Source organism: Epilithonimonas caeni DSM 17710 (assembly GCF_000426465.1).
In the GTDB taxonomy this organism is placed as follows: domain Bacteria; phylum Bacteroidota; class Bacteroidia; order Flavobacteriales; family Weeksellaceae; genus Epilithonimonas; species Epilithonimonas caeni.
Genome location: NZ_AUFK01000009.1, coordinates 24611 through 42491 on the forward strand (window position 1 = coordinate 24611; position 17881 = coordinate 42491).

General features: G+C 38.0%; 16 protein-coding genes. 11 read left to right on the top strand and 5 right to left on the bottom strand.

Annotated features, from left to right (window positions below):
- Positions 1 to 329: 329 nt before the first annotated feature.
- The 9 genes from K319_RS0101325 to K319_RS0101375 all read left to right on the top strand — a co-directional run bounded on the left by K319_RS0101325 (position 330) and on the right by K319_RS0101375 (position 11733).
- The gene (locus K319_RS0101325; protein WP_027381973.1) at positions 330 to 917 is read left to right on the top strand and encodes a Crp/Fnr family transcriptional regulator; all 588 of its coding nucleotides are present in this window, start codon (positions 330 to 332) and stop codon (positions 915 to 917) included.
- Positions 918 to 1039: 122 nt separating this feature from the next.
- Positions 1040 to 2062, top strand: a complete 1023-nt coding sequence (locus K319_RS0101330) for a helix-turn-helix domain-containing protein (RefSeq protein WP_027381974.1) — start codon at positions 1040 to 1042, stop codon at positions 2060 to 2062.
- 140 nt (positions 2063 to 2202) lie between these two features.
- Positions 2203 to 3300: a nuclear transport factor 2 family protein gene (locus K319_RS21260; RefSeq protein WP_169712642.1), complete on the top strand. Its 1098-nt coding sequence runs from the start codon at positions 2203 to 2205 to the stop codon at positions 3298 to 3300.
- 170 nt (positions 3301 to 3470) lie between these two features.
- Positions 3471 to 4160, top strand: coding sequence for a CPBP family intramembrane glutamic endopeptidase (locus K319_RS0101345; RefSeq protein WP_027381975.1), 690 nt, complete (start codon positions 3471 to 3473; stop codon positions 4158 to 4160).
- Between the two features lie 14 nt (positions 4161 to 4174).
- Complete coding sequence (locus K319_RS0101350) at positions 4175 to 5704, top strand: serine hydrolase domain-containing protein (protein ID WP_027381976.1); 1530 nt, start codon at positions 4175 to 4177, stop codon at positions 5702 to 5704.
- Positions 5705 to 5762: 58 nt separating this feature from the next.
- Complete coding sequence (locus K319_RS0101360) at positions 5763 to 7229, top strand: S41 family peptidase (RefSeq protein ID WP_084403375.1); 1467 nt, start codon at positions 5763 to 5765, stop codon at positions 7227 to 7229.
- A gap of 154 nt (positions 7230 to 7383) precedes the next feature.
- Positions 7384 to 9129, top strand: coding sequence for a CocE/NonD family hydrolase (locus K319_RS0101365; protein ID WP_027381978.1), 1746 nt, complete (start codon positions 7384 to 7386; stop codon positions 9127 to 9129).
- A 187-nt stretch (positions 9130 to 9316) separates the two neighbouring features.
- Positions 9317 to 10942, top strand: coding sequence for a M1 family metallopeptidase (locus K319_RS0101370; protein ID WP_034671233.1), 1626 nt, complete (start codon positions 9317 to 9319; stop codon positions 10940 to 10942).
- Positions 10943 to 11127: 185 nt separating this feature from the next.
- A complete protein-coding gene (locus tag K319_RS0101375) occupies positions 11128 to 11733 on the top strand; it encodes a DNA alkylation repair protein (protein WP_027381980.1) in 606 nt (201 codons plus the stop codon).
- 354 nt (positions 11734 to 12087) lie between these two features.
- Here K319_RS0101375 and K319_RS0101385 read toward each other — a convergent pair whose 3' ends face one another.
- The 5 genes from K319_RS0101385 to K319_RS0101405 all read right to left on the bottom strand — a co-directional run bounded on the left by K319_RS0101385 (position 12088) and on the right by K319_RS0101405 (position 15966).
- Positions 12088 to 12891, bottom strand: a complete 804-nt coding sequence (locus tag K319_RS0101385) for a class I SAM-dependent methyltransferase (protein WP_027381981.1) — start codon at positions 12889 to 12891, stop codon at positions 12088 to 12090.
- Between the two features lie 21 nt (positions 12892 to 12912).
- A complete protein-coding gene (locus tag K319_RS0101390) occupies positions 12913 to 13359 on the bottom strand; it encodes a VOC family protein (protein ID WP_027381982.1) in 447 nt (148 codons plus the stop codon).
- 20 nt (positions 13360 to 13379) lie between these two features.
- Positions 13380 to 13871: a GNAT family N-acetyltransferase gene (locus K319_RS19610; RefSeq protein WP_051230337.1), complete on the bottom strand. Its 492-nt coding sequence runs from the start codon at positions 13869 to 13871 to the stop codon at positions 13380 to 13382.
- 26 nt (positions 13872 to 13897) lie between these two features.
- Positions 13898 to 15301 (bottom strand): dihydrolipoyl dehydrogenase, encoded by a 1404-nt coding sequence (gene lpdA / locus K319_RS0101400; protein WP_027381983.1) that lies wholly within the window; start codon positions 15299 to 15301, stop codon positions 13898 to 13900.
- A gap of 68 nt (positions 15302 to 15369) precedes the next feature.
- Positions 15370 to 15966 (bottom strand): TetR/AcrR family transcriptional regulator, encoded by a 597-nt coding sequence (locus K319_RS0101405; protein WP_034671235.1) that lies wholly within the window; start codon positions 15964 to 15966, stop codon positions 15370 to 15372.
- Positions 15967 to 16169: 203 nt separating this feature from the next.
- Here K319_RS0101405 and K319_RS0101410 point away from each other — a divergent pair, with 203 nt between their 5' ends.
- Together K319_RS0101410 and K319_RS0101415 are read left to right on the top strand one after the other, a co-directional pair.
- A complete protein-coding gene (locus K319_RS0101410; RefSeq protein WP_027381985.1) occupies positions 16170 to 16535 on the top strand; it encodes a DUF2147 domain-containing protein in 366 nt (121 codons plus the stop codon).
- Between the two features lie 13 nt (positions 16536 to 16548).
- Positions 16549 to 17856 (top strand): TolC family protein, encoded by a 1308-nt coding sequence (locus tag K319_RS0101415; protein WP_027381986.1) that lies wholly within the window; start codon positions 16549 to 16551, stop codon positions 17854 to 17856.
- Positions 17857 to 17881 lie beyond the last annotated feature (25 nt).

The following is a 17881-nucleotide window of genomic DNA, read 5'->3' on the forward strand; positions in this document are numbered from 1 at the left end:
CATTATTTTCTCAGGACTTTTTTTCCATAAAAATATCTGACAACAGGGAATATTATAATCCGGAGTAATAAACAAAAGGCGTCACTGGTTTTAGAGTGACGCCTTTTGGTTGTTCATAAGTAGCCCGAATTATTTTTAAAATGGACTTGTGAAGTTATGGTCAGTTTGGTATTTCAACATCAACTGATGTTGATCGTCCAGTCTGCTTGTCCTACTAGAGCTTCCTTTTTTTAATATATCTATCTGCAGAAGTAAAGAATATTATATTATTTCCTTTTTGCTTTTTATATTTTTGTAGTCTAATAAAATATTGCTGCCAGATCTAAAGTATGAATAGCCCATCACCTCAAGACATTCAAAAAGTTTTTTCTCCGTTTTACAACGCTGAGACCAATATCTGGGAGCGTTTTTCGGAAAAAATAACTGTCAGAGAATTTCAGAAAAATGAGGTCATAAAAGATTACCAGAGTGTAGAAAAATATTTGAATATTGTAGCCAGGGGATCTGTCGGTCTATTCGTTTGGAACGGAAAAAAAGACATCTGCATCAATTTATTGTATGAGCACAGTTTTATGAGCGATTATTTTTCATTCTTAAAACAACAGCCTTCTGGCATTAAAACACAGGCACTGGAAGACTGTATATTATGGTCGATCGGCTATCCTGATCTCAATGGACTCTATTCTCTGAATGAAACAGGATTAAGGATTGGCAAAGCGATTCCGGAGATATTGTTCCTCCGAAAACAACAGGATCAGATCAACCTTCTGACACTTAGCCCGGAGGAACGCTATCTCAATCTCATCAGCCAGCGTCCGGAAATTTTCCAGCGCACACCTTTGAAAGTAATAGCCTCTTATCTGGGATTAACCGCAGAAAGCCTGAGCCGCCTCAGAAAAAGAGTTGCCGGGAAGTAAAACTTGCCCATCGTCAAGTTGATTTAGCTTTCTTATAATTAATTTTGGATGACCTTATTCAAAAAAATATGAAAGAAAAGGACTTGGGAGTTATAAAATAAAATCATAAAAAGAATGAATCATTGAATCCAACCAACGAAATATTATTTTTTTTCAGTCTGTTAGGAGCTTTCAACGGAGTATTCCTTTCGGTATATTTTAGTCTGGTAGCTAAAAAGAGAGGAAACCGATATTATTTTTTAGCTCTTTTGATACTGATGTTGAGCATTCGGGTTATTAAATCCGTTTTCTTTCATTTCAACTCTCATTTGTCGGATGTTTTCATTCAGATAGGTCTTTCATCCTGCGTTCTTGTAGGACCATCTTTGTATTTATATATTTCCTATGACCGAAAAACAAACCGGATCATCCATATTGTTCCATTTATTATTGTTGTTGGTCTTTTGGGTGTTTTATATCCTTATTCTGAATATCGGGAACTTTGGAGCCAATGGATCGTCAGAGGTATCTATCTCCAATGGTTGATCTATATCGTTGCATCTTTACAATATATAAAACCAGTTATCGGGAAGATAAAGGACAAACAGAAATTAGATAATATCGATATTTGGCAGCTAAGTATTGTGATCTGTATTTTTCTGATCTGGCTGGCCTACAGCACGGCTGCATACACCTCGTATATTGTAGGAGCTTTGTCTTTTTCATTTTTATTTTATCTTGTTTTTCTGTTGGTTATATTCAGAAATTCAAAACAGCCTATTTTTTATCAGGAAAAAGAACGGTACAAAAACAAAGTGATCAGTGAGATAAATATTAGTAGAATTGAGAAGCTATTACCTTCTGTTATCGAAAAAGAAATGTTCCTCGACCCTGATCTTACACTTGACCAGGTTGCAAAAGAGCTGAAAATATCCAAACATATATTATCGCAATATCTTAATGAGAGATTGAACAAATCCTTTTCTACCTTTATCAACGAGCATAGAATTGAAAAAGCAAAAGTACTTCTGCGAAACAATAGCAATTATTCTGTAGAAAGCATAGGCTATGAAAGTGGCTTTAGTTCTAAATCTTCCTTTTTCACGGCATTTAAGAAAATAACGGGAAAAACGCCTTCAGAATTTCAACGATCCTGGGTTAATTGAGTACAGTTTTATAAATCAGAACTCCGAATTGATAGGCTAAAACTAATGTTGATGCCAAGTTTATCAGTTTTGTAAAGAATTTAATTTATGAAACTATGATCAATTGCAGTCAAATCAATACAATGAAAAAAAGGTCTTTAATGATGATCTTTTTTCTGACTTTATCACACTTCCACGCCCAGAACAAGATTCTATTTGTAACTTCCAACCAGGATCATTACGGCAATACAAAGATCAATGCTTCTAACCATTTTGAAGAGATCATTGTTCCTTATGATGTTTTTAAAAAGGCAGGCTATCTGGTCGATTTCGTAAGCCCAAAAGGCGGCCCAATCCCTGTTGGATATATCAATACTTCCGACAGTTTACAAAAACGGTATTTATATGATGGCTGGTTTATGGATAAGCTGGAACATACTATGAATCCAACAGAAATAGCGGCCGAAAACTATGATGCTATTTTTTATAGCGGTGGCGGCGCAGCTATGTATGGCGTTCCGGAAGATAAAGATATTCAGAAAATTGCGGCTGGAATTTACGCCAGAAATGGTGTGATTTCCACGATCTGTCACGGAACTGCCGGTATTGCCTTCTTAAAAAATGAAAACGGAGAATCGTTGTATGCAGGAAAAAAAATCACAGGTTATCCTGATCATCTGGAAAAAAAAGAAATGGAGTATTACAAAGCATTTCCGTTTTCCATAGATCAGGCTATCAAAAATAACAAGGGAAAGTTTGTCTGTTCCGAAAAAGGGAATGATGGATTTTATATTGTAGATGGTAGATTTGTGACAGGACAAGATCCAAGCTCGGCAGCGAATGTGGCTCATAAAGTTGTTTCTATATTAAAGAAAAATTTCTCTGAAGGTCAAGCTCCGAAAAACGATGCTGAACAGATCAGGGAGATACTTTTGGATTATATAGAAGGTACCGCAAACGGGCAGCTGGAACGATTGAGAAAAGCATTCCATCCTGATTTCAATTTATACACCGTGGCAAAAGATACCTTGTGGGTTCGTTCCGGCCAACAATATATTTCGAACTTCAAGGTGGGAGAAAAAAACAATCGGAAAGGTCAGATTATCTCCATTGATATAGAAAATGATGCTGCTATTGCAAAAGCAAAAATTTCTGTACCCGGCAGAATTTTTACAGATTATTTCCTGATACTGAAATACCAGGGTGCATGGAAGATAGTCCACAAAAGTTATAGTTGGAGGGAAGTACCTAAGGAATGATTATTTTGTAATGGAACACAATAGGTAGACTACATTGAGTTAGAAGGTTGGAATTTATCAAGCAAAGTTGTGCACATCTTAGAAAAGAGCTATAACAAAGTAAAACTTACCCATCGTCAAGTAGATTTAGCTTTCTTATAATTAATTTTGGATGATCTAATTAAAAAAATATGAAAGAAAGAAAACGAACCGGGAGTATTGTCGTTTTTTATGCTATTGCCATTCTGTTTCGCTTTTTAGCGGTCAAAACCAGCCTGTTTGATTTTACCGATAATCAATTTATACAAATTTTACTCCGTGGAATTGGTCCTGCTATCGGTGCTTTTGTTTCGGTTAAATTGTTTAATATTCCATTAAACCTATCTTTGAAGGGAAAATACAGCAACGTACTTTTGCCTTTGCTTGTTTTCTGGATACTTCCTGTTATTCTCATTGGAACGGTCAGTTATATTCAGCAGGGACAATTTCCCTTTGTATTGCTTTTCACGGTTTTGATCTATGGCTTATTGGAAGAGATCGGCTGGCGTGGATTTTTGCAGGAACAACTGAAAGATCTTCCGAAGCTTCAAAGCGTGATCATTATCGCCGTTTTATGGTTTATCTGGCATCTGAACTTTAAATTCACCACTTCCAATGTGATCTTTCTTGGTATCTTGTTTTTAGGTACTTGGGGAATTGGCAAAGTGTACAGCAATAACTATTCATTACTTGCAGTTGCTGGATTTCATTCTCTGAATAATTTTTTCAGAAATGGTCTTCATCAGACAGAATTGATACTAATTGCTGTTTTGCTTATCATCTGGATAGGCTTTATCATACGCTATAACCGGGTTTATAGAAAACACCAAGATATACAATAATACAATAAAATACTATGGATATAAATAAAAAGCTGCTTTTAACCGGTGTTATTCTTTTGTTATTGGTCAAGATTTCCGGGCAATCAAAAGGAAAGATGATCGATGATTATTTCAATACATTGGTTAAAAACCAACAATTTAGTGGTAATGTTTTGGTAGTTGATAACAATGAGGTCGTGTATGAAAGATCCTTTGGGTTCTCAGATCACACAACTAAAGCACCAAATACACCCGAAATCACCTTTCCCATTGCCAGTATCTCAAAAATATTTACTGCAACAGCTATTCTTCAGCTAAAGGAAAAGGGCTTACTGAAAATAACGGATCCTGTTACAAAATATCTGCCGGAGTTTCCTTATTCTGAGATAACAATCAGACATTTGCTTTCACATACCTCAGGACTTCCGCCTTACAATGCTTTTTTTGACAAGGAGAAAAAACAAAATCCGGATAAAGTTTTCACCAACAAGGATTTTCTTCCTGGAGTTATTGCAAACAAACAGCCACTTGTCTATCAACCGGGCGAAAAAGGGAACTATGACAATATCAACTACCTTATTCTTGCTTTGATCGTTGAAAAGGTCTCGGGGACATCATATGAAAAATACATTGAAAAAAATATCCTTAAGCCGGCAGGGATGAAGGAAACCGTGCTTTTCCCTTTACCGGAACAGTTCAACAGAGCCGAGATAAAAAATTATGCATTTCCTCACGTTTATCTTCATTTGTATGATGAGGATCCTGTAAGGTCCAGTTCGATTCCTTATGTGAAAGAATATTGGCGTTCTTACGGGTTTAGAGGTTTTGCCGATTATGTAAGCACGATCCGGGACCTTTGGAAGTTTGACAAAGCGCTTTACAATAACACGCTGTTAAAACAAGAGACTCTGGAAGAAGCATTCGTTCCGGTAAAATTAAATAACGGTAAAAATAATCCCGATGAATTTGGACTAGGCTGGGAAATCGAAAAAGACTCTACAATGGGAAAATTGGTGTATCACAGTGGAGCAGCGATGGGTCTGAGTTCCAATATCCTTAGAAATGTCACCAAACATCAGACCGTCATCCTATTTGATAACGCCCATTTCAATGCCCATGAAAACGCTACAAAGGTCATGATGCTTCTGAACAGCAAAAAAGTAGAAACACCCAAAAAGAGCATTGCCAGGATCTATGGAAATATTTTATACAACAAAGGGGCAACAGAAGCGAGAGAGACTTTGGAAAGCTTAAGAAAAGATACGCTTAATTATTATCTGAGCGAGAATGAAATGAATGCTCTCGGATATGATTTTATGGGCAACAACAATCCTTACCATTTGCCGGAGAAACATTTCTATAAACAAGCTATTGAAACATTCAAAACAAATACAGATCTTTTCCCCAACAGCTGGAATACCTATGACAGTTATGCGGAAGCACTTCTGGAAAGCGGCCAAAAAGAAGAAGCTGTCAAAATGTATCAAAAGTCGATTGACCTCAATCCCGATAACAAAAATGGTAAAAAAGTGTTGGAAGGACTTTTGGGAAAGCAGAAAAATTAAATGCTATCCAAGATAATCAAAGAATACTACGCTTCCAATCATCTTATAGAGCAAGACAATGACAGATTCAAAACAAGGAAATTATTCTATCAAATCGGTGTTGATAATTATAATATGGATAAGTTCAACGCTGAACGTCTTCGGACAGGCAAAGAAACCTGAACCTGATCAGAAGTATCCGGCGGATAGTTTACGTCAATGGACATCAGGATTGATGGATGAGATCAGCAAAAAACATCCCGAATTCTACAGATATACGGATAAGGGAAAATTTGGATTGCTGATCGATTCCACTCAACAAAGTATCCAGGATTCTTTGACCCAACTGCAATATTACAGGAAGCTGAAACCATTGTTTGCCAAGATCGGATGTCTCCACACCGGAATTGAGCTGCCTGAAGAATCTAAAACTTATCTTAATTCTAGTAACCTAATTCCGTTGGAACTTTTTGTAGAAGCCAAAACTCATAAAGTACTGGTTTCAAAAAATTACTCGGACAAAAAAAATATTCAGATAGGTGGTGAAGTGGTTTCAATTAATGGAACTCCGATTTCAGTGATATTAAATAAATTGCTCGCTGCTATTCCATCAGACGGATACAACCAAACGGAAAAAATCCTTTTGCTGAATTACAGATTTCCATTTTGGTATCAGGAAATAATAGATGCGCCCAAAGTTTTTAAAGTTGTTGTGAGATCAGAAAACACCGAGCAGACCTTTGATTTAAACGATGCTTCCCAAGATGTATTTCCTCCTTTGGGAAAACTTGAAAAGAATTATAGCTTGCCACTTGAGTTCGAGGTGAAAGATGGGATAGCTATTTTAAAAATTCATTCCTTCGCCGATACTGCAATAAAGCAAGGTGGGCAGAATTTTAAGAAATTTGTCAAGGACGTATTCCAGACTCTGCAACAGCAGAATATCAAAGATCTTATCATTGACGTACGGAACAATACTGGAGGAACGGATGATAATGCAGCTTTGCTGGCCTCTTTCTTTTTCGACAAGACATTCAGATACTGGGATAAGATCGAAGTTACAGAAGCTGTAGCTAAAGAGATCAAGGGTTTCAACAAGATGTTCTACAAAAAACCGGAAGAAAATAAAGGGTTGTATCTCTGGAAAAAATCCTGGATCACAAAAGAGTTTGATTACTACGAGCCGCAGGAACCTGCCAAGATGAATTTTAAAGGGAATAGCTACCTGCTGACCAATGGTCTTTGCCTTTCATCCTGTGCTGATTTTACGGCAGTAATGTCATATAACAAAAAAGCGGTAGTGATCGGGCAGGAAACGGGTGGCGGTTATCAGGGCAATACAAGCGGGATGCTGAGCAAGGCTACAATTCCAACCGGGCTGGTCATTACTATACCTTTACAGAAATACACCAATGCGGTTGACCTGAATAAAAACTTCGGCCGCGGAACAATACCGGATCATGAAATAGCAACTACATTCGAAAATTGGATAGGTAATAAGGACGTAGAAATGGATTATGCTATTCAATTAATTAATAAAAAGTAACTGAGTTTGAATTAAGCAAAGAAAATAAACGATTAAACCGGGTATGATAGGAATTATGAATGTAATAGTTCTGAAATGATAATTGTCTTAGTTATAGAATTCATTCCATATGTTTATAAAGAACAGTATTAATTATAATTGTTTAAATAGCCTAATGAAAGTATATACAGTTATTCTCATTTTTTTGAATTTTTTACTAATACCATCAGTACAGGCTCAGCAAACATTATGGGGAAGCCAGCAGGAAAAGGAAAGTATGTACAGCATTCAGGATAGCGTGATGATCCGTACAAGAGATGGTGCAGAGATCTCTGCAATGGTCGTGCGCAAAAAAAATGATAATGTTCCGAAACCTGTCGTGTTACAATTTACAATCTATGTACGGGATCAGGGACGGGATATGCAGTCGCTTAAAGAAGCTGCAGATAGAGGATATGTTGGTGTTATGACCTATACAAGGGGGAAGCGCTTCAGCAAATCTGAGATCTATCCGTATGAAACTGAAGGAAAAGATGCTTATGATTTTATCGACTGGATCAGCAAACAATCTTGGTGTAATGGTAAAATAGGAATGTACGGAGGGAGCTACAACGGCTTTACACAATGGGCGGCAGCTAAAAAACTTCATCCTGCCTTGAAAACGATTGTTCCGTATGTTGCCAACCGCCCCGGAATGGGACTTCCCATGGAAAATAATATCTTTATCAATCCCAATTACGAATGGTCTTTTTACGTAGGAAACAATAAATATCTGGACAATAAAACGGGTGATGACCGCCAAAGGTTCCGAAATACGATGTTCAAATGGTGGGAAACCGGAGCAGCTTATAATAAAATGGATAGTATTGATGGTACACCGAATCGACTTTTTCAACGTTGGATTAGTCATCCTGCATTTGATACTTATTGGCAGAATATGGCTCCGTATAAAAAAGATTTTGCCCGGATTAGTATTCCTGTCTTAGCATTCGATGGTTATTATAATGATTCCCAAAATTCAGGAATTTATTACCTGCGTGAACTCAATAAATACAGTCCTCAGACGCCGGCTTACCTGGTGATCGGTCCTTATGGCCATTTCGGAACGCAAATGGGAGGGCAGGAGATCATCAACGGATATACGGTTAGTAAAAATGCTTTGTTTCCGATCAAAGAATACACGTATCAATGGATGGATCATATCCTGAAAGGTGCTGAAAAGCCTGCTTTTCTGAAAGATAAAATAAACTATCAGGTCATGGGGACAGATGAATGGCGAAGCGCAGCTTCATTGGAGGCTATGCATAACAGCTATTTGAAACTCTATCTAAGCGATTCTGAAGTGAGTGACAAAGACTATCTGCTAAGTTCCAATAAGCCTCGGTCCAATAAATATTTGGTTCAGAAAGTGGACCTTGCAGACCGTACAACCAGCAATAATGATTATTATCCGGATCCTATAATTAGGGAAAGTGTATCCGGTAACGGTTACGTTTTCATAAGCGAACCTCTGGATGCCATGCTGGTGAACGGATCATTCCTTGGCAATATCAAACTGAGTATTAACAAAAAAGATCTAGATCTGGGGGTGACCCTTTACGAACTCACTCCTGAAGGAAAATATTTTCACCTTTCTTACTATATCGGAAGGGCAAGCTATGCCAAGGACAATACTAAAAGACAATTGCTGACTCCCGGTAAAAAAGAAACTATCACTTTTGAGAATACTCACCTGATCAGCAAACAGCTACAGGAAGGAAGTCGATTGGTCATTGTGCTGAACGTCAACAAAAACCCTTTCTCGGAATTGAATTACGGAAGCGGAAAAACCGTAACTGCCGAAACCATTGCCGATGCAAAAGAACCTTTGATCATCCAGTGGTTTAACGATAGTTTTGTTGAGATTCCTGTTTTGAAATAACCAACCCTTCCGGTTCCGGAGTACCGAATCTCTAAGCAAGTTTGGTTGGTAATCTGATTTTAAAGTACTTCAATGTGATTTTGGACAACAAAAAGGAATATTGTATCTGAAAATTTATTCAATAATGAAACTTATTTAAACTGTGAAAGCTATCTGAAATAAATTTCAAACAAATAATTATCTGCCAATGCTAAGATTCATTTTTATATTGCTTGTAACCAACTTGGCTGTTGCACAACAGCCATCTAAAGAAGATTCTTTGGTAGGTTCTTTAACACCGGAGAAAAGCTGGTGGAACTTGTTATCATACGACATTACGATTAAACCGGATTGTAGAACAAAAACTATAACGGGAAATAATCAAATAAAATATAAAGTAATTTCGGAAGGACCTGCTGAACTCATGCAGATCGACCTGATAAAACCATTGGTGATCGATAGTGTTATTCAAAATGGCAGAGAGCTCAGCTTCCAAAATAAAGGTAATATCTGGTATGTTTCAGGTACGAAGAAACGTAAAAATAAGAAATATACGATCACTGTTTATTATTCGGGTAAACCTGTAGAATCTCAATCCCCACCATGGGACGGAGGTTTTGTATGGGGCAAAGATTCTTTAAACCGGCCCTGGATTTCAGTGGCCTGTCAGTACAAAGGAGCCAGCTTATGGTATCCGTGCAAAAATATGCTGTATGATGAACCAGACGAGGGCGCTTCTATTTCAATAATTACGCCTCCTTCCTTAAATGCGATAGGTAATGGACGTTTGGTAAAACAGCAACGGACATCTGATGGTGACATGCAATATACATGGAAAGTCGTTAATCCGATCAATCATTATGGCATCTCTTTCTACATGGGCAACTATGTCAATATCAAAAAGAATTATACCGGAACCAAAGGGAAACTAAGCATGGATTATTGGGTTCTCGACTATAATAAACAAAAGGCTGAAGATCATTTAATACCTGAATCCATTCAGGCAATGAAGTCACTGGAACATTGGTTTGGTCCATATCCGTTCTATGAGGATGGGTTCAAAATTGTAGAAGCGCCCTATATCGGAATGGAACATCAGAGTGCGATTGCATATGGTAATAACTTTACAAAAGGGACATACAAAGGAAATGATGTGTCAAAAACAGGCTGGGGTAAAAAAACAGACAGAATCGTTATTCATGAGATGTCACATGAATGGTTCGGGAATAGTATTACGGCCGGCGATATTGCAGACCGATGGATCCAGGAAGGATTTGCAGGTCTGGCTGAAGAACTTTTGCTTTCGGATCTGTTTGGAAAAAAACCAGGGGAGGAGTTTCTTTCAGGCAGATATAGAACCATTGAAAATGATAAACCCATCATTGGAAGATACGGTATCAATGAAGACGGAAGTTCAGACGGATATGTAAAAGGATGGGCCGTCATTCATATGATCAAGACCATTATAAATGATGATGAGAAGTTTTTAAAAATATTACATGGGCTAAATACACAATTCTATCATAAGGTTGTCACAACAAAAGAAATTGAAAATTATATCAATATTCAGTCAGGGATAAACTTTAATATTGTGTTCGATCAATATCTGAGAACTTCTCAGATTCCGGTATTGGAATATTTTATAACAGATCATAAACTGCAGTACCGATTTACAAATTGTGTTAATGATTTTACAATGCCAATTAAGATTATTGGTATTGAGGACTGGCTTTCACCAGCTACTTCTTGGCAGTCATATGATTTAAAAAATATGATTGATGAAGTTGATATTGATCCCAACTTCTATATAAAAATCTCTAAACTAAAAGAGTAAGTTTAAAATCATAATATTTTCATAGATTTTATCATATAATTGGATGATGCCAACAAACGGCAGATCGAATTTTTGCTGAGTAAGTTGAAATACTCGAGTTCAAAAACACGATGATCTGTCGCCTGTCTTGGTTGATTTTACAACTGTCTTAATAGTTTTAAATTGCATAAGGAAATAAAGAAACAATGAATGCGCTCATACAGAAATTGACATTAGTAGAACACGGCTTCAAGCCATTTGAATTGGAAGCTCAAAAAATAGTCGACAATAAAACTTTATTGGAGTCAAAAGCAATGGCTATGGATATGCTCAGCAGTGGGTTTTACCAACTCCGGTGCTGTGCCATCTTCATCCTAGGATCTATTGCGGCCAAAGATAATTCTGTACTCCATTTATTAAAGAAAGTTGCCAGATCGGATGAAAGCTGGCAGGTACAGGAGATCATTGCAAAGGCATTTGATCAGTACTGTAAAGATAATGGCTATGAGAATTCACTTCCCGAAATCAAGGCCTGGCTCGGGGATGAACACCCCAATGTTTGCCGTGCGGTTACCGAAGGTCTGCGGATATGGACAGGGCGGCCTTATTTTAAAACGCATCCTGAAGTGGCCATCGATCTCATAAGCCAGCATAGAGCCAACGATAGTGAATATCTCCGGAAGTCAGTAGGCAATTCGTTGAGGGATATCAGCAAAAAGTATGGAGAACTGGTCAGGATAGAAACATCAAAATGGAATCTTCAGGATAAGAGAATTGCTTTCACTTACGAATATGTACTTAAAAGACATTGATAAGTTTGCTTTGGAAAAATATTTAAAATAAATTTGATATCAAGTGTCACTTCCTTAATGATATGTGGTTCTCTTATAAACAGAAATTAATTATGAAAGATTTATATTGATTTTCAGGCTAAGTGGCATTTCAGACCATGACCGCAACAAACGGAAGAGCGTATGGGCTGGTTTTTGAGCATCACTGCCGGAAGAAGCCTGTTGATAAGGGCAATACCTTATTGCTGGCCAAAATTAAAGAAATCCGATAATGAATAATTTTGAGTGTTGATGTCCGATGAAAAAATAATAGATGTAAAAAGTAATAGCTTATGCATCTGATCATGTTATATATTAATTGATCACACTATTTTCCTACATTGTTTTTATTGCTGACAATGCGTAAACCATAGGAATTTTATCCGCTAAATGGGCGACTCTGAACTTACCGGGCTCAGATTCTACCGAATGACTAAAATTATTGTACGGCGAATAGTCAAATTCTTCAAAATAAGTTATTACCAGCCCGTTTTGTATCAGGCTGCCGAAGACCTCGCCCAAACTGTGATTCCAGCCGATCGTTTTTACTTCAATATCCGCTTCTTTGTCTGCATAGGTTCCTTTCTCGGTTTCAATAATGGCACCGGAATTAAAATACCGGTATTCAATGTTTTCAAACTGACCATCGTACATCCATACCACAGGATGAAACTCCGCAAAAACAAATGTACCACCAGGTTTCAGGAATTTCGAAATGACCTTTGCCCACCGATCCAGATCCGGGAGCCAGCCAATTGTCCCATAGCTTGTAAAAACAATGTCAAACTGACGGTCCAAATGATTCGGGAGGTCATAGACATCGCTGCAGATAAAGGTCGTTGAAACATCACTTTGTTTTGCCAGTTCCCGGGCGTGATCTATCGCCACATCCGACAAATCGACACCAACTACCTCTGCTCCCAGGCGGCTTAAAGAGATGCTGTCCTGCCCAAAATGGCATTGCAGGTGCAGGACAGACCTGTTGGAAAGGTCTCCAAGTAAATTGAGTTCGATATTATTTAATGAATTTTTGCCTGCTAAAAACCCATTTACATCATAAAAGTCAGATCTTAGATGCGTTTCCGTCCGGGCATTCCAAGACTGGCGGTTGATGTCTAAATAGTTATCCTCGATATTCATGATCTGTTCTGATTTGATTTTTTAGATTGTTTTCATCCATTCCTCATAGCTCACAACACCAAGCTCCGGCCTGCCTTCTCCCTCCAGAATATGGATAAATTCCAATTGGTTTCCGTCCGGGTCGTCAAAATAAAGAGCAAGAGCCGGCATCCATGCAAAGACCATAGGTGCATGGCTGCCGTTTTTAAGGAAATTATAGGCTTGCAGCCCATTGTTGTCCAGAAAGGTATTTGCACGTTGTAGGATAAAATCTTTTGAACAGCTGAAAGCAAAATGTCTCGTCTGCAAGTTATCGGGCTGTTCCCAAAGACCGAGCATTGCTTTCTTATTTTCCCCGATCCAGAGAAAAGCAATAAGGCGGGTTTCATCGTAGTGGGCCAATGATAATCCCAGTACTTCGCTGTAGAACTGTACGGCCTTTTCCAGATTTTTTACCTGGATATGTGTTTCATATAATCCTTCGATCATTTTTTTAGATTTTTATATTATTATAGATCAATGTGAAATATGTTGCCATCCTGATCAGATAAATTATCTTCATTATTATGTAGATGCATGTGGATAATAGGATAATTTTTACCCGACCCGTCTTTTTCAGATCTTCCTGTTTGTCTGAATCCCAGTTTCTCATAGAAGCCGATGGCCTGATGATTTTGCTCATTGACATCGACCTTTGCGACACTATGTTGTTCCTTCATAAAGTGAAATAACTTCTTTCCGTAGCCCTTTCCGCGGTAATCATTATGGATGAAAAGCATTTCGAGATTTCCTTCCGATGCTGATGAAAATCCGACAGATTCCCCATTTTCAATAAGAAGGAATACTTCGAGATTAGGCAGATAATCATTTGGAATTACCTGTTTAAAATAAATAAGGTCTTCTTCAGCAAGAAACTTGTGAGTTGCCCTGACCGCAGATTCCCAGATTTCCATAATTCTTGGATGATCCTTACTGGTTGCGAGTCTGATCTGTTGTGACATAATTCTAAAAATTAATAAATATATGCTTAAATATTCAAAGATGGTCTTCCTGATGCAATGGTATATGCTTCTTTCAACACCTCCGAATAGGTTGGGTGGGCATAGCTGATCGAAGCCATATCATTTGCTGTTACCTCATATTCCAGTCCGACAACAGCCTGCGCGATCAGATCAGCGGCTCTGGCCCCGATAATATGTACTCCCAAAAGTTCGCCATATTTCGGATCGGAAAGTACTTTTACAAAACCTTCCGTTTCCATCCCCGCTCTTGCTCTGGCATTCACGGCAAATGGAAATTTACCGATATTATATTCTACTTCCTGTTTCCTTAATTCCTCTTCGGTGGCTCCTACAGAAGCCACTTCCGGCCATGTGTACACTACCGAAGGGATGCGGCCATAATTGATATGAGGTTTCTGACCATTGATTCTTTCCACCACAAATACCGCTTCTTCCTCTGCTTTGTGGGCCAGCATAGCGCCACCGATGACATCTCCGATAGCATAAATGTTTGGGGCTGTTGTCTGAAGCAGTTCACTGACCTTAATTGTACCATTGGTATTCAATTCCACATTGGTGTTTTCCAATCCCAGACCTTTAATATAAGGCTTTCTGCCAACAGCAACGAGAATATAGTCGGCGGTCAGCTCTTGTTCTTCACCTTGTTTGTTTCTGGAATAAACTTTTGCTGTACTGCCAAGATCTTCAGCTTTGTAAACTGCCTGCTGAAGTTTGATTTCTATCCCTTCTTTGGTTAATATCTTCATTAAAGTCCTTCCTAATTCACTGTCCATATTGGCAATCAGATTATCGGCATATTCTAGAATCGTCACCTTTGTTCCGATCCTGTTGAATATGGAAGCCATTTCCACACCGATCACGCCACCGCCAATGATCACGATGCTCTCGGGATTTTGCTGCATTGCCAAGGATTCTGTAGAAGTGATAATCCTCTTTTTATCGATTGTAACGCCTGGAATAGTGGCCGGTTTTGAGCCTGTAGCAATAATAAACTTATTTGAATTAATTAAAGTTTCAGTCTGATCATCGTGTAAGATTTTCAAAGTTTCATTATTGACAAAAGAACCTGAGCCGTGAAAAACCGTAATCTTATTTTTTCTCATCAGGAAATCCAGACCTTGCGTGTTTTTAGTCACTACATCGTTTTTTCGTTTAAAAAGTTGTTCAACATTCAGCCGGAGATCCGAATATTCAATGCCATGTACTCCGAAACTGTCCAGTGCATCGGCATAATGATGCGTGCTGTCCAGCAACGCTTTGGTAGGAATACAACCTACATTGGTACATGTACCGCCCAAGGTATTATATTTTTCAATAATGGCTGTTTTATATCCCAATTGGGCACTTCTGATGGCTGCTACATATCCGCCGGGACCTGACCCGATAACGGTAATATCAAATGTTTCCATTTTTATTATTTTAATATTTTGACTAATAATAAATAAACCAATCGGTCTTTTCTTGTGGATGAAAAAAATTATACTCTCAGATCTTTGATCAGTTTTTCTAAAAAAGTCATGGCTATATTAAGCTCTGTCATATGGTTGTTGACCTTTGCCTGCATAAACGCGCCTTCGATCATTGATATCATAACAACCGCGATTTCGGTTGGATCTGTTCCTGCTTTTATTTCATTCCTTTCCATACCACGTTTGACTTGATTTTCGATAGAAGTTTTCCAAAAATCAAGGGCTTTTTGTACACGTTGCTTGAGTAATGGATGTGTATCATCAGCCTCCGTAGCAGTATTCAGAATGGGGCAGCCTGCCTGTAAGTATGGATATCTGAAATAGTTTTTATATGTCCAGGGATAAACGAGCAACCTTTCGATAGAATTTTCAGTTGCTAAAATACGCTCTTTCATATGCTGCGTCACCTTACCGAAGTTGTGGTCAAATACACCCAATGCGATCTCATCTTTGTTCTCAAAATTGCCATAGATGCATCCTTTTGAAAGCCCGGTGGCTTTCATTACATCGTTTATGGATGTACCAGCATATCCTTTCACATTAAAAACAGTCGAAGTTTTTTCTATGATCAGTTGTTTGGTATTTTCGGATTTCTGAGTTTTCATAAGCAGCAATTCTTATCCGGTGCAAAGTTAAATAAAAAATAGAACAATCGGTCTTTTTTTTGAAGATGTTTTTGATTGAAACAGTTTTTATTTAGATCCTTCTCTGTTCATTTCGACCCGCAAAATGTTCAACTCACCCAATTGCACCAAGGAACACGCCAAAAGCGATTGCATCTTTGTATTGAATTTAAAACTTAATATCAATGCAAAAGATTATTTTAATGGTAACCGGGCTGCTTTTCAGCCTCAATATTTTTGCCCAAACAACCCATGATAAAATTTTGGGTAAATGGATAAACGAAGACAAAACCCGTATCATCGAATTTGTAAAGAGCGGTGATGCTTATGATGCCATCATTAGAAAGGCCGAAGACAATAGCATAGTTGGTAAAAAGCAAATAACAGCGCTGAAAGCAACTGGTACGACTTCGTTTGTAGATGGTACGCTGCACATTATCAAAAAGGGGAAAACGGCAAAATGCACAGCTTCACTTTCCGGGGATACCAAGCTCTACCTGAAAGCGAGCTATGGTATGATGTCTAAATCCCAAACCTGGACCAAGCTCTAAATTATTCCAGGCAATGAAAACTATTATTTTAGCACTATTGGGTTTCACCGGCTTCAATGCAATGGGTCAGGTACAGTTTGGCTCATTGCAGGAAGTGCTGGCTTATGCAGATAAAAATGCCATCTCTATCCAAAGTGCGTTGCATCAGGAACAAATAGCTGCTGTAAAAAACAAAGCATCCAAAACAGCATTAATGCCTACTGTAAATGCGTCTGCCGGGTTTAATGATAACATTACCATACAGCCAACCCTGGTTCCTGCTAATTTATTCAATCCTGCTGCACCGGAAGGTACTTTCAATGAATATACTTTTGGAAGGAGATATATTTACAACGCTGGCGTACAAGCCAATTGGGATGTTATTAACTTTCAAAAGTGGTTTGATATAAAGATTTCCCAAGCTGCTTTACAATTAAACCAAGCCAATACCATCAATACAAAGTATCAAATTTACAACCAGCTGGCTCAGACCTATTTTTCCATTTTGTTAACGAAAAAGTATTTGACAATAAGCGAAGAAAATATTGTAACAGCAGATAACATTTACCGGATCGCAAAAGATAAATATGATAAAGGAATTTTTACGGAAGAAAACCTGAACCGAAGCAAGATCCAACTGGTACAGGCAAAGCAACAAGTAAGCAGTCTGGAGTCTTCTTTAGAACAACTCTACAATCAATTGCAGTCACAACTTAACATCGATGAGCCGCTCGTTTTAAAGGATGAGCTTCTCGATAAAGAAATGGGTACTGGTGATGCTCTTGCAATAATAACATCTCATCCCGAGGTATTGGTGCAGGAAGCACAGGTACAGCTAAGCGAAAAACAACTGGCCCAAACCAAATCATTGCAATATCCGACGCTTACAATGGGCTATCAATATAATTACAATTGGGCAACGGATAAAATGACGGATTTTTCGGGAGCCAATAATTTGCCTCAGCAGTTTTGGGGAATGAAGCTAAGTGTACCTCTCTTCAACGGTTTTAATATCAAATCAAAAATCAAACAGTCAAAAATACAACTGGAACAAGAACAAATGGTACTGGAAAGCAAAAAATTGATCGCAAAAAAAGATGATGACAATCTGAAAATACAGTATAGCCAAAGTGTTGAGGATTTTAGAAAACAAGAAGAAGTATTGCAGTTACAATATAAGAATGATACACATTCCAAGAATCGCTACGATAGCGGCATCATTGGCTTAGATGAGAGATTGGATAAATTCAAGGATTTACTGGAAGTGCAAAATCAATATATGCAAAGCCTCAGCAACCAATATATCAGCTATTACAAGCTTTATATCCGTAAGCAGTTTTAAGTATAATCATTAAATGTTATTATAA